This is a genomic window from Actinoplanes sp. NPDC049548, assembly GCF_040676695.1.
Lineage (GTDB): Bacteria > Actinomycetota > Actinomycetes > Mycobacteriales > Micromonosporaceae > Actinoplanes.
This window is the reverse complement of sequence record NZ_JBFAPM010000007.1, coordinates 369,554-382,426: the sequence shown is the minus strand read 5'-3', so window position 1 is coordinate 382,426 and position 12,873 is coordinate 369,554. Positions and strand designations below refer to the sequence as shown.

At 68.2% G+C, this 12,873-nt stretch carries 12 protein-coding genes; 3 read left to right on the top strand and 9 right to left on the bottom strand.

The window, feature by feature from the left end:
• Positions 1 to 540: 540 nt before the first annotated feature.
• The gene (gene tyrS, locus AB0J80_RS17400; RefSeq protein ID WP_364705646.1) at positions 541 to 1,815 is read right to left on the bottom strand and encodes a tyrosine--tRNA ligase; all 1,275 of its coding nucleotides are present in this window, start codon (positions 1,813 to 1,815) and stop codon (positions 541 to 543) included.
• Positions 1,816 to 1,869: 54 nt separating this feature from the next.
• Between tyrS and AB0J80_RS17395 the strand changes: the two genes are divergently transcribed.
• Positions 1,870 to 2,631 (top strand): UDP-galactose-lipid carrier transferase, encoded by a 762-nt coding sequence (locus AB0J80_RS17395; RefSeq protein WP_364705645.1) that lies wholly within the window; start codon positions 1,870 to 1,872, stop codon positions 2,629 to 2,631.
• Here the strand turns inward: AB0J80_RS17395 and AB0J80_RS17390 are convergent.
• From AB0J80_RS17390 to AB0J80_RS17355, 8 genes are all read right to left on the bottom strand, one after another.
• Positions 2,628 to 3,635, bottom strand: coding sequence for a hypothetical protein (locus AB0J80_RS17390; protein WP_364705644.1), 1,008 nt, complete (start codon positions 3,633 to 3,635; stop codon positions 2,628 to 2,630). The two genes, AB0J80_RS17395 and AB0J80_RS17390, sit on opposite strands and share 4 nt — an antisense overlap.
• A gap of 1 nt (position 3,636) precedes the next feature.
• The gene (locus tag AB0J80_RS17385; RefSeq protein WP_364705643.1) at positions 3,637 to 4,134 is read right to left on the bottom strand and encodes a hypothetical protein; all 498 of its coding nucleotides are present in this window, start codon (positions 4,132 to 4,134) and stop codon (positions 3,637 to 3,639) included.
• A 6-nt stretch (positions 4,135 to 4,140) separates the two neighbouring features.
• Complete coding sequence (locus tag AB0J80_RS17380; protein ID WP_364705641.1) at positions 4,141 to 7,560, bottom strand: CHAT domain-containing protein; 3,420 nt, start codon at positions 7,558 to 7,560, stop codon at positions 4,141 to 4,143.
• A gap of 791 nt (positions 7,561 to 8,351) precedes the next feature.
• Positions 8,352 to 9,002 (bottom strand): nucleoside monophosphate kinase, encoded by a 651-nt coding sequence (locus tag AB0J80_RS17375; protein WP_364705640.1) that lies wholly within the window; start codon positions 9,000 to 9,002, stop codon positions 8,352 to 8,354.
• A 15-nt stretch (positions 9,003 to 9,017) separates the two neighbouring features.
• Positions 9,018 to 9,644: a hypothetical protein gene (locus AB0J80_RS17370; RefSeq protein ID WP_364705639.1), complete on the bottom strand. Its 627-nt coding sequence runs from the start codon at positions 9,642 to 9,644 to the stop codon at positions 9,018 to 9,020.
• 38 nt (positions 9,645 to 9,682) lie between these two features.
• Positions 9,683 to 10,153, bottom strand: coding sequence for a type II toxin-antitoxin system PemK/MazF family toxin (locus AB0J80_RS17365; protein ID WP_364705638.1), 471 nt, complete (start codon positions 10,151 to 10,153; stop codon positions 9,683 to 9,685).
• Between the two features lie 216 nt (positions 10,154 to 10,369).
• Positions 10,370 to 10,561, bottom strand: a complete 192-nt coding sequence (locus AB0J80_RS17360; protein ID WP_364705636.1) for a DUF397 domain-containing protein — start codon at positions 10,559 to 10,561, stop codon at positions 10,370 to 10,372.
• A complete protein-coding gene (locus AB0J80_RS17355; RefSeq protein WP_364705635.1) occupies positions 10,554 to 11,432 on the bottom strand; it encodes a helix-turn-helix transcriptional regulator in 879 nt (292 codons plus the stop codon). Before AB0J80_RS17355 ends, AB0J80_RS17360 begins: the two co-directional genes overlap by 8 nt.
• Before the next feature lie 199 nt (positions 11,433 to 11,631).
• Here AB0J80_RS17355 and AB0J80_RS17350 point away from each other — a divergent pair, with 199 nt between their 5' ends.
• The gene (locus tag AB0J80_RS17350; RefSeq protein ID WP_364705633.1) at positions 11,632 to 11,871 is read left to right on the top strand and encodes a hypothetical protein; all 240 of its coding nucleotides are present in this window, start codon (positions 11,632 to 11,634) and stop codon (positions 11,869 to 11,871) included.
• Positions 11,872 to 12,036: 165 nt separating this feature from the next.
• Positions 12,037 to 12,837 carry a CAP domain-containing protein gene (locus tag AB0J80_RS17345; protein WP_364705631.1) on the top strand — a complete coding sequence of 267 codons (801 nt, stop codon included), beginning with the start codon at positions 12,037 to 12,039 and terminating at the stop codon, positions 12,835 to 12,837.
• Positions 12,838 to 12,873 lie beyond the last annotated feature (36 nt).

The following is a 12,873-nucleotide window of genomic DNA, read 5'->3' as shown; positions in this document are numbered from 1 at the left end:
CCACCAGACACACAAAGCATCTGGCCGGGGTAAATCATTCTTGGCACTGGCTTATCAAGCACCCTGTTGAGTTCTCAAAGAACAACCACACACCGTTGAAGAACCGCATTTCCGCGGCCCGTTCTCCGGGGCACTCGCTCAACTTTACTCTCACCGTTTCCCACCGTCAAATCCGGCGTTTTCCCGGTTTCGGCGAAGGAATTCCGCTCGAGTCCCCAATCCCGCGCACCATTTTCGGGAGCCGCGCACGACTCCGTCAGATGCTCATTCCTGGGGGTTGGCAGGACGTCCGCTCACCGCGTCCGTTTCCCTGCCGGCTCGAAGAACCTTACCCGGTCGGTCTCGCGGCTCCAAATCGGCCCCCCGAAGGGGTTCCGCAGGCTCCGGAGAGCCCGGTCCGCACCACCCGGTCCAGCGCTCCGGTCGTGGGAACACGGCCGGTGCTGGGTTCTTCCTGCCCGACGGGAGAACTCCCCGCGGGCAGGAAGAAAGGTACGTCGCGGCCCGAAGGAGCGTCAAATCCCCCGGGGTTGACCTGGGTCACACCCGTTCGATACCGGCGAACGTCCGCTTGCCCTTGCGCAGCACGAGGAAGCGTCCCTGCAGCAGCGCCGACTCCGGCACCACGGCCTCCGGGTCGGTGATCCGCTCGTTGTTGACGTACGCGCCACCCTCGGCGATCGTCCGGCGCGCCTCCCCGCCGCTCTTCACCAGCCCCGCCTGCTGCAGCAGCGCCGTGACGGGCGGGAGCTCACCGCGTACCGAAACCATCCCGGCCTCGGACAGAGCGGCCCGCAGCGTGTCCGCGGAGAGGTCCGCCAGGGATCCCCGGCCGAACAGCGCCTGACTGGCGGCCACGGCCTGGTTCGCCTCCTCCTCGCCGTGCACCAGCGCGGTGATCTCGAAGGCCAGCTCGCGCTGGGCGAGGCGGGCCTGGGGCCGCTCCGCGGTGGCCTTCTCCAGCTCCTCGATCTCCTCGCGGCTCTTGAAGCTGAAGTAGCGCAGGTAGTGCGAGACGTCCCGGTCGTCGGCGTTGACCCAGAACTGGTAGAACGCGTACGGCGAGGTCATCTCCGGATCGAGCCACGTGGCGCCGCTCTCGCTCTTGCCGAACTTGGTGCCGTCGGCCTTGAGCACCAGCGGGGTGGTGAAGGCCTGCACCGGCCCCGCGCCGCGCCGGCGGACGAAGTCGACGCCCGCGGTGATGTTGCCCCACTGGTCGGAGCCGCCGAACTGCACCCGGCAGCCGTGCCGCACGTGCAGCTCGTAGAAGTCGTTGGCCTGCAGGAGCTGGTAGCTGAACTCGGTGTAGCTGATGCCGCTCTCGAGGCGGTTGCGCACCACGTCGCGCGCGAGCATCTTGTTGACCGGGAAGTGCTTCCCGACGTCGCGCAGGAAGTCGATCACGGACAGCTCGCCGGTCCAGTCCAGGTTGTTGACGAGCTCCGCGGCGTTGTCCCCCTCGTACGTGACGAACGGGGCGAGCTGGTCCCGGATGCGCCGCACCCAGCCGGCCGTCACCTCGCTGGAGTTGAGCACCCGCTCGGAGGCCTTGCCACTGGGGTCGCCGATCTGGCCGGTGGCGCCGCCGACGAGCAGCAGCGGCTTGTGGCCGGCGAGCTGGAGCCGGCGGGCGGTCACTACCTGCATCAGGTTGCCGACGTGCAGCGACGGCGCGGTGGGGTCGAAGCCCACGTAGAACGTGATCGAGCCGCCGTCGAGGTGCTTGCGCAGCTCGTCGGGGTCGGTCGAGTCCTGGATCAGTCCGCGCCACTGCATGTCGTCAACGAGAGTCACCCTGCGATTGTCCTGCATGCCCCGGGGCCTTCGACATCGGGTTTCGTCGTACGGGCGTGGGACGCTGTGCTGATGAGTCGTCTCGGTTCCGCCGTACCCCCCGTCGAGATGTCCAAGAAGAAGGCCGCCGACAAGCTGGAGGCGGCGCAGCAGCGGCTGTTGCGGCTGCGGCTGCTCCTCGGCGGTCAACTGGGCGTGCACAAGCTCGGTCCGCCGCTCTGTGTGCTGTTCGAGGGCTGGGACGCGTCCGGCAAGGGCGGGGCGATCAAGCGCCTGGTGGCTCCGCTGGACCCGCGGCACGTGCGCGTCTCACAGTTCGCGGCGCCCACCTACGACGAGAAGCGGCACCACTTCCTGCAGCGGTTCTGGGCGGTGCTGCCGGGCTGGGGCGGGATGACGGTGCTCGACCGGTCCTGGTACGGCCGGGTGCTGGTCGAGCGGGTGGAGGGCTTCGCGACCCGGGAGCAGTGGACCCGGGCGTACGACGAGATCGTGGAGTTCGAACGCACCCTGACCGCCGAGGGCATGATCCTCATCAAGTTCTGGATGCACGTCTCCGACGATGAGCAGTTGCGCCGCTTCGAGAGCCGGGCGGCCGACCCGTTGCGCGCGTGGAAGCTGACCGACGAGGACTGGCGCAACCGCGAGCGGCGGGCCGACTACGAAGCCGCCGTGGAGGACATGCTCGAGCGGACCGACCGGGCGCGGGCGAGGTGGCAGGTCGTGCCGGGCGACAGCAAGCACTACGCGCGGCTCGCCGTGGCGGAACATGTCTGCCACGTCGTCGAGGAGGAGCTCACCGAGCGCGGCTACGACGTTCGCGAGGCCGACTAACCGACAACACCGAGCAGGTCAGCGTCGGTGATGGCGAAGCCTCCGTACCGGACTGCCTCCATCACCGTCGCGATGATCTGCTCTCTTTGGTCAACGCCTCGCTCCGCCAGCAAGCGATCCATCATCGTCGCGGCGCCGGCTAACGCCGCCTCGAGCGTCATGGTTTGCCTGGCGCGCTGCCCGCTGACCAGCGCCCGGGTCATTCCCTCAGCAATTGACGCAGCCTGCACGTCACCCCGGCCCGCGTCCTCCTTGAAGTACCTCAGCGCCGCGAAGAAGTTGAAGTAGAAGTACGCCCATACGGCCGTCTCGTCAAAGCTGCGGGGGTCTGGGTCCAGCCGCGCCGCGATACTGGCCTTGATCGCCTCGATCACGTACCGCTTGCCCTGCACATGCGTGCCGAGGTCGAGTTCCTCCAGCGCCCTGAGGTAACCCTCGAAGAGGACGCCGGACACCGGCATGCGGTCCACGTACCGCGAGAGGTCCTCCTCGAACACCCGACCGTCGATGTCGGCACCGAGAGTCCAGGACACTGTCAGACCGCCCCAGGCGTGCAGCGGCCAGGTAGCCAGGGAAGAATAGAGCTCATCGACCGCCACTGCGTCGGCGCCCTGGGGATGGATGGCGGTCAGAGCGACCAGCTTCTCCGGTGTCCACTGACGCCAATCAAACGCTACCGTGTTCGACTCACCACGGATCGTCCGGTACAACGAATATGCCTGGGAAGCGCTTCGCGCGAGGCTGGCTCCCGCGACAGCACGCAGTTCTTCCAATGAGAACGCGACGGCGATACAGGCCTCGTCGGCGACGGTGTCGCCGACGAGGTTCCTGACCACCTCCGCTGGGTCCTCGACGGCCGGCCCTACGAACACCGTCACGGAGCCTTCATTCATCCAGACCAGCACGCAGTCGTCCGGCGGCGGGACAGAACCAGCAAGGTAGGTGGTGAAAAGGTCAACGATCTGATGAGCGCTCCACGAGTGGAACACGCGGTGGACAGACACGTCAGGCACCGGGCGGTTGTCGGTCGAAAATGCCGAGGATGGTCCGGAAGACGCTGTTGGGCTCGGCGTACTCGGTCTCCTCTTTGAGCGTGAAGCCGCCGTCCTTGTCACGCTTCACGTATCTCGTCGTTCGTTTCTTACCGCCGGTCCGGAACAGGTAAATGCCGTAGAGGGCGCTGATGGCGAGGACCGAGACCTCGATGACGGGCAACTTGGTCTTAGCGTCCGCGAGGATTCGGGAAATCTGCTCATGGCGGCTGGGATCGTCCCACGCTTCCGAGAGGACGGCGAGCGAGACTTCCTCGAGCAGGGTGGAGTCCAGAGTCAGCCGGCTGATCAGCTCGTCGATCCGGGCCGGATCAGACGCTGCGGAGGCCAGGGTCTGACGCATCTCGGCGGGGTCCGCGTCGTCCGTGAACTCGGCGACCAGGTAGCGCACCGACTGCTCGATCGAGTCGGCGTCGGTGGACTCCGTCAGAATGCGGGTCAGGTCCTTCACGGTTCGTTACCTCCAGGATCCTTCGACTGAGAACGGCAGAGCCATCCATGGGGCCAGACCGTTTGACAATGCTGCCTGTCCGGCTTCGAAGACGGCGACCCCGGGAGGGACGCCATCATCGATCATGCGCCGAATGATGTCGGTGAGAACCGGAAGCGAGGAGATATCCACGTCCCACCGAGGTGCGATGAACGAACGGGCGCCGTGGTACCTCAGCATGCTGTAGATGCCAGCCGGATCGTCGAGCCCCCGCAGGTGGCTGAGACCAGACGAACAAGCCGCGGAGGCGACGACAGCCGGAGCGGTGGTGTCCAGCGTCGACCAACTCAGCCGGTGGGGGCTCGAGCCGGGACTGTTCGACGCGACGCTGTGCGCCAGCGGGAGACGCCCGTCGTACGCCACCATGAGCGCAACCTCGGCGGTGACCGGGTCCAGGTAACCGTGCATAAGCAGTACGGCCAAATCGGCCTCCGCCAGGGTCCGCCGAAGGCCGGCGGCGTCGCAGTCCTCGTTAAGAAGGGCTGTCACCTGATCGAAACCGGCCAAGGACCGGATCTTCCGGGTTTCCCTCGCGAAGCTCGCGCTCAGTTCGGCGGGATCCCCGAAACGCGGAACGGCGGCGATCGCCAGTCGCCGGGACGAAGGTCGCCGCAGGTTGACTGCCGAGATCAGGTCGGACCAGCTGTGCGCGTACGAGCATCGCTTACCGGTCTCGGCGATAGCCACATGCCAGGGCAGGTTCGCCAATCCACCCGGTATCACGACGACGTCCTCGGCGGCTCCCTCGAGGATTTCTCGGATCCAGCGCAGGACGTCCCGCCACGGCGATAGGTCGAACGGGTCACCGGGGCGCTGCGGCGTCCACGTCGACAGCCGCCGAGCGATCCGACCGGCCAGGGTTTCTAAAACCACCGGTGGGTCCGCCGCGAGAGTGGTTCGTGTGCCGTCCGCGTGGACGTCGGTCCGGATGATCAGGCTTCCGCCGTCCCACGCGTCGTACTCCAGAACCGAGAGGGGTGCCGGCACGGCTGCGCTGATGCCGGTGTCTGAGAAGGCGCCCGCTATGACCCGGCGCAAGCATCCGTCATCGGCACCTGAAAGGATCGCCCGGCCCAGAAAGTCGCGGCGGATCTCGGCGAACAGGCGCAGGTCGCTCGGCTCGGCGACGGCAGTCCCGGCCAGTGCGCTCAGAGCGGCATCGAGCGACCGCCGGTAGCGGCGTCCCATTTCGAGCGCGGTTCGCGGGTTCCGTACTCCTGAGACCTGGTTCGACAGCGAGGCGAGCGCTTTCTGTGCTGCCCGCCGGCCTTGCTCCCGAGCGCCTCGCTGGTATGCCTCGACCGCTCGGGAGATCAGGACCTCGGTACCGGGCAGCGCGCCGTTGGCGTTGTACAAGTCGCCGAGTTGAGCGAGGTAGCTTCGGCTGAGCTCGCCGGTGGTCTGGAGGTGAAGCAGGCGTAGCGCGGTGTCATGGACGGCGACGGTGCCCTGGCGCGCCGCTTGCTCGGCCATGGCCGGCAACATCGAGCGCAGCTTCTGCAGCCGCCCTAGCAGATTGAGTGGCAGAAGTCCCATCCTGGCCATCCCGGCGAGGGCGGCACATTCCAACACCGCGGTCCTCGGTGACGTCGGAAGATCGCTGCCCGCGATAAACCTCACGAGACTGTCGTCGACCTGACGGCCGGCCTTGATCTGGAACTCGATGAGCTGGGCCTGCATGACAGTGTCGAAGTTGCCGGCCGCCCGAGCCTCGCGTTCGGCCCGGGTGAGCCAGTGAACCGCCGCGTCGTGGTCGCCAAGCTTCCAGTAAGTCCATCCGACGGCCTCGGAAAGCACGTACGGCGCAATCGTCTCCGGCGCTCCCTCGGCCAGCGCAAGAAGCTGGGCCAGCGCCTGATCGGGTGCCCCCGACTCGCGGACAGCTCGAGCCTGGTCCAGCTTGATGGCGGCGACCTCATCGGGACTCTCCGCCAGCGCCAGCGCCTCGTCGGCGCGTTCGATCGCCTCCGCGTACCGCCCGCCTTCGTAGAGGCAACGAACCTTTGTGATCAGTATCTCGAGCCGATCCTCCCGGCTTGAAGCCCTGAGTTCCGCCGGGCTGATCTGCGAAAGGCGAGCAAGCGCCTCGGCGTGCCGGCCCCTACCCGCGAGGAACCGGCAAAGCCAGGAGAACACAGCGGTCCGCAAGCCATCGCGTTTGGTCGCCCCCGCGGCCACGTCGCACAACTCAACTACTTCATCGATCTTATTATCACGAGCCAGTTTCCTGCTTGCTAACACGATCGTGGTGACCAGTGCCTCCGGTCGCTCGACCGCGATACCGCGTATCAGCTTTGCCAGGGAGCCCTGATCGGCGTCGATGTCAAAAGTCGCGATGAAAGTGCTCTCGTCGATGCGAAGCGCGGCGTAGCGGGCGGCCTCAGCCAGCCCTTGCATTACCATGAATGCTTCGGGGGCGAGCGGGTCCGGCAGTCTGCTGACGAGGTTGGTCGCGGCCCCGATGGCGGCTTCAGGATCAAGCGTTACGGCCGCCCGCTCAGCTGAAATCAGGGAGCGTCTCATGCCCAGAGCAATCCGCTGCGTCTGGGAACCGGGCTCGCCGGACTGATGGCGGATCATCGCCATGAAGAATTCGAAAAAGCTGAAGGCCCATAGGAAGTTGTCCGCGAAAGATCGTGTGGCTCCGGAATGCTGCCGGTGGATGCTGGCCTTGATCGCCTCGACAAGGTAAAGCGTCGCCCGTTCCTGATCAGCCGGCGCGAGGTCGGATGCCAGCTCGTCGAAACGGCCGGCCACGCCCTCGGTGGTCGGCATCTGGTCCACGTACCTGACGAGATCAAGTTCTAGTGTGGACTCCTGGATGGCCGCGCCGGAAGTCCATGCCGTCAACATGCCGAGCCATGCCTGCAGCGTCAGGTTCTGTGCCCATTCCCGTACGTCGGAGGAGCTCGTCTGGGACTGGACGTCCTTGCCCAAGATTCCCTCACCGACCGCGAGGAGAGCGGCGACCTTCTCCGGCGTTCTGAGGCGCCAGGTGAGCGCCAGATTCGGCTCGACACGGAGACTGTTGACCTCGTTGATGTGAGCGGCCATGTCGTTAAAGGCGATGATGCGGAGGTCGTCCGGATCCTCGGCGTGCCGCAGGGCGATCGACCGGCCGACGGGAACCCCCAGTGCGTCCTTCAGGCGGCCCCCATGTCCGGCGAACAGGGGGCCTAGGAAGATTGCGGACTCGTGCTCGTCCACCCAGACGAGCGTGGCCCGCACGTTGATCCGGCACCCGGCGTCGCATGTCGCCGGCTCGTCGAGCTCACCGGCGAAAAGCTGCCGGATCCGCTCGACGTTCCAAGCACGGATCACCTCGATCGGTCCGCCGTTGCGGAGCTGGCTTCGCTCGGCGCCGCAGTGACAAAGTTCGTCCGCCATCCGACTCCTCGGGTTGCTCAAGCAAGAACAGCGCACTTGTGAAGAGTCTGACAATCCCTCGATCGGCTTCGGTATGTGAAGCCAAGCGGCGACTTCGACCCCACCACGGGTGAATCTCGGCTAAACGGCAGCACAGGGGAATGACCACGGGCGACGTGGTGGTCACCATGGCAGACGATCAAAAGGATGCACGGTGAGACGGCAGTGTCGAGGACGTGTGGCCGTGCCGGTGGCCCGTTCCGGCACCACGGCGGAAAGAAGCATTCGATGAGGGTCCATACCGAGCCGTGCCGACCACGCGCTCGGTGGTTCGCGGTGCGGCTCAACCGCCGAAACCCATAGTTGTGAGCAGGGCCGTAACGTCTGGCCGGCCTCTTCTCGGTCCGGCAACACAGTGACAACTCCAGCTCACCACCGTGCTTGACCGCATCCAGGTATCGCCGGGGTCCGGACCCGGCCGGCCCAGAATCCGCGCAAAGCGGTTCGTGGCCCAAGACCTACACCCTCAGACTTTGCCTGACCCCCGCGTCTATTTGCGTCGAGATGGGATCGCAGCCTACATTCCGAGCAAGAGCGACCAGGACGCTAGCCACCTCGCCAAAGGCTCTCACGGTGACACCCACCCGCCTTCAGCGCAGCGGTCCGCCACCGCCGTCATGCCGTGGAGTGCGGCATCAACCAGCTGAAGCGACACCGCGCGATGGCTACACGCCCCGACGAGATGGCCGTGCGCGACCAAGCCACCCTGACGATCGCCGCCGACCAGTACCTTACGGGCACCCGCAGCACGCCTAGCCGGCCTTGTACGGCGGCAGGTCCAGCACCCGGCGGATCTCCTGCTGGACCTCCTCGGGCGAGCGCCGGGCGTCCACGTCGTGCACGACCTCCTTGCGGCGGAAGAGCTCGAGGACCGGGCGGGTCTTCTCGTGGTAGTCGCGCAGCCGGGCCGCGAGCGCCTCCGGGGTGTCGTCCTCGCGGACGATCAGCTCGGTGCCGCAGATGTCGCAGCGGCCCTCGACCTTCGGGCGGTCGGCGATGAGGTTGTAGTCCATGCCGCAGCCGGGGCACAGCCGGCGGCTGAGGACGCGGCGGCGTACCTCGTCGTCCGGGAGCTCGAGGTGGATGACGCCGTCGATGTCGTAGCTCTCCATGAAGAACTCGGCCTGGCGCCCGTTGCGGGGGAAGCCGTCGATGACGAAGCCGAAGTTCCAGTCGTGCGAGTCGAGGCGGTCGCGGACGACCGACTCGACGAGGTCGTCGCTGACCAGCTCGCCGGCGTTCATGGTGCGCCGGACCTGGGCGCCCAGCTTGGTGTGGTGCTGCACGTGCCAGCGGAACAGGTCGCCGACGCTGATGTGCACCAGATCGAGGTCGGTCTCGAGCAGCTCGCTCTGGGTGCCCTTGCCGCTCCCCTGGACACCCATGATCACGTACTTGCGCATGGTCTTGTCTTCCCCTCAGACGGCTGCGCCGACACGCAGCGGGCCCGGGGCCTCGCGGCCGTCGAGCTCGGTCGGGTCGACGCTCCATCCGGCGGCGACGCGCAGCACGTCCTGCTCGTTGACCAGCACCGTGGTGGGGCCGGCGGCGCTGCCACCGCTCTCCAGCAGGCGGTCCAGCTCGTCGTCCAGGGAGCCCGGCAACGTCGCGGGCAGGCCGATGGCGCGTTCCACCGGGTCGGGGTCGCCGTACCAGGTGGTGACGTCGCCGGTCTGTCCTACGTACCCGAAGGCCCGGATGAGCGAACCGTCGTCGGCACGCTGCCAGCGGTGGGTCTCGGTGACGCGGTGGGTGGCGAAGTACTGGACCTCGGTGTGCAGCTGCTTCGACAGCGCGGCGAGGTCGAGGGCGACGTCGGGCCGCAGGAGGTAGCGGCCGGCCGCGAGCACCCAGCGACTGCCGGGCAGCGGCGGCGTGACGGCGACGCGGTCGTCGGTCAGGTGGGCCAGGTCGATGCCGTCGCGCCAGCGCACCTCGCCGAGGTCGCGCAGTCCCAGGGCCGCGAGAACCTCGGCCGGGTCGCAGTCGCGGACGGCCAGCCACGCCTGCTTACCGCCGAAACCGACCATTACGTCCGCATCCATGGGCTCCACGGTAGTGGTCAACTGCCGCCCGGCGCGCGTTATGCCCAGCCGTAGTCGTCCCGCAGCACCGCGGCCACCCGGTCGAAGCGCGCCCGGTCGAGGACCGCGCCCTCGCGCCGGATGCCGTCCTCGTCGACCTCCAGCACCCGGTCCAGGCGTACCCAGCTGGGCCGTGACTCGCGGTCCCAGGCGCCAGGACCCAGGGCCAGCCAGTTGCGCTGGCCGTCCCGCTCACTCTGGCTGGAGAGCATGAGGCCGAGCAGGGTACGGCCGTCGCGGCCGACCACCAGCACCGGGCGGTCCTTGCCCCGGCTGGCGTCCTCCTCGTACTCCACCCAGGTCCACACGATCTCGCCCGGGTCGGCGTCGCCGTCGAGGTTCGGCGCGTACTCCAGGTGGCGGCCGCGGTCGGCGGTCGGGACCTGGCGCGGCACCGGCCGGGGCGACGGGGCGCGGCTGCCAGCGATGCGGCGCAACGATCCGGCGATGCCCTTGAGGAGTCTGCTCACGCCCGGCACTGTAGCCGCCCAGGCCGGTCGGTAGGCGACCTCGGGGCTCAGCAACGCCGTCCAGACGGGAACCACGCCGCCGGGCGGGTGAGTTGCCCGGCGGCAGCACCGCCCCAGGAGGCCGTGCAGCGCCTCCGGCTCGTACAGGACCGCCTGGCCGCCCTCGATGAGCGCGAGCTGGCACCGGCTGCCGCCGCCGTCGTCGTCGTGGGCGCGCTATTGGTCCTTGAGCGATTCGATGAACGTCCGCCACGTGTCGCGGGGGAACACAAGCGCCGGCCCGGCCGGGTCCTTGCTGTCGCGGACCGCGACGATGTCCGGCAGGTTGTCGGCGACCTCGACGCAGTCGCCCCCGTTGCTGCCGCTGCGGGTGCTCTTGTGCCATCGGGCACCGGTCAGGTCAGCCATCGCTCTCCTTGATGATCGTGCCGATGAAATCGTCGGAGGCACGCTGGTCGAGGGCCGCGCGTTCCAGCTCACGCCAGATGCCGCTATAAGTCTCCACTTCACGGGCCTTGTCGAGGTAGAGGGCGCCGGTCAGATTCTCGCTGTAGATCGTCGTCGGCTCCGGCGCGGCCGCCCCGAGGGTGGGGAAGTCGAGAATGGTGAACGAACCGGCGCTGGACGCGCTGTGCGGCCCGGCGGAGAACGGCAGCACGCGCACGCTCACCCCGGGCCGCTGCGAGATGTTGACCAGGTGCGCCAGCTGCTTCTGCATGCCGTACGTGTCGGCGATCCCGCGGCGCAGCACACCCTCGTCGATGATGACCTCGAGCAACGGCGGGCGGGGGCTGTGCCGGCGCAGCAGCTCCTGGCGTTCCAGGCGTACGGCGACCGCGTTCTGCACCCCCGCCTCGTCGAGGTCGGCGCGCTGGCGGAAGACGCATTCGGCGTACTCGCGGTTCTGCAGCAGGCCCGGGATGACGCTCGGGGCGTAGTGCCGCAGCCGCTCAGCGGCCGTCTCCATGCCGACGTACAGCTCGAACCAGGCGGGGACCACGTCGCCGTACGCGTGCCACCAGCCCTTCGCCTTGGACTCGCGCGCCAGCCCGACGAGCACCTCGGTGATCTGGTCGTTGGCGCCGTAGAAGGCGCACATGGCCAGCACGTCGTGCTTGCGCAGCGACACCTCGCCGTTCTCGATGCGGTACATCCGGGCGCGGGAGAACTCGAGCTCCTCGGCGGCCGCCATGAGCGAGATCCCGGCCTGCTCGCGGAGCTGTTTCATGAGCCGGCCGGCCTGGCGCCGGGGCACGGTGGAACCGGTCTCGGTGGTCACGGCCGCCTCCTGTGTCGGGAAGTTTGCAGTTGTGCCGAACGAGACGACCGGATCGCCTGCAGCGAGACAGTGAGAATTCGATCTCGGGATTCTCGCCTGGATCCATTGATGCCTGAGAGTAGGTCACGCAGGCTCCTGTGTGTAGTCCCCATGTCGCTACCGGTGATGATGGGGCCCGACGGGAGGGGTGCATGACCTGATGCTCGTGCCGCGGACCGACCATCTGCCGGCCCGCCCGTCCTGGGCCTGCCTCGTGTGCGCTCAGCCCTGGCCCTGCGCGGACGCCAAGGCGGAACTGGCGGCGCAGTACGCCCGCTTCCCCTCCGGCCTGGCGATCTACATGGCCTCGACGATGTACGACGCCGTCGAGGACCTCACCGCCCGGGGCGCACCCACCCCGGCCGACCTCTACGAGCGCTTCCTCTCGTGGGTGTCCTGAAACTCGCGGGGGTCCGAAAGCCCGGGGCAGCGATCTTAGGTCTTTGTTTGTCGATCCTTAAGGGCTTCTGAGGTGGGGCCCGCGGCCCGGGTGCGGCCGCCATAGTCGGTGGGCGCCGCGCCCGCGGCCGTCCGACGAGCGCCCGAGGTGACCGAGTCCGTGTCCATGTCCGCTGCCCAACAGTTCCGGTACACGCTGGCGGCGGGAGCCACCGCGGTCGTCATCGGCGTCGGGTTCACGGTCGTCGGGCTCAACCGGCACGGCGCCGAGCCGGCCGCCGAGCGGGCTTCCGCCGACGCCCCGCTGGTCACGCAGCCGCCCGCCGACCTCGGCGGCGCCGGTCCCGGCACCGACCTGCTGCTCGACGAGGCGGCGACCGCCTCCGTGCCGCCCTCGGCGCCGTCGTCGGCCGCCCCGAGCAGCGCCGCGCCGTCGGCCACCACGGCGGCGCCCACGAGCAGGCCGAAGTCCACGCCGAAGGCGAAGCCCAAGCGCAAGCCCACGCCGACCGAGCGGCCGACCGCCGGCAACCCGCCCGCCACGAGCGGCTCGATCCTCGACCGGGTGCTCGCCCACATCAACGCCGCGCGGAGCCGGGAGGGCCTGGCGGCGTACACGCTGAACGGCTCGCTGTCGAAGGCGTCGGCGCTGCACAACGACCTGATGATCGACGGCTGCGGGCTGTCCCACCAGTGCTCGGGCGAGGGCGGCATCGGCGACCGGTTCAGCGCGCAGGGCGTGGACTGGCGCTCGGCCGGCGAGAACATCGGCTTCGGCTCCGCGGGCGGCAGCGACGCGCAGATCGTCGAGGCCGCGAACGGGCTGACCGACAGCATGCTCGCCGAGGTGCCGCCGGAGGACGGCCACCGCAAGAACCTGCTCAGCAAGGACTTCAAGCGCATCGGCCTGAGCGTGGTCCGCGACAGCAAGGGAGTCGTGTGGATGACCCAGGACTTCGTCGGATGACCGGCGCGAGCGGGCCCGCCCGGCGCAAGCGCCGCC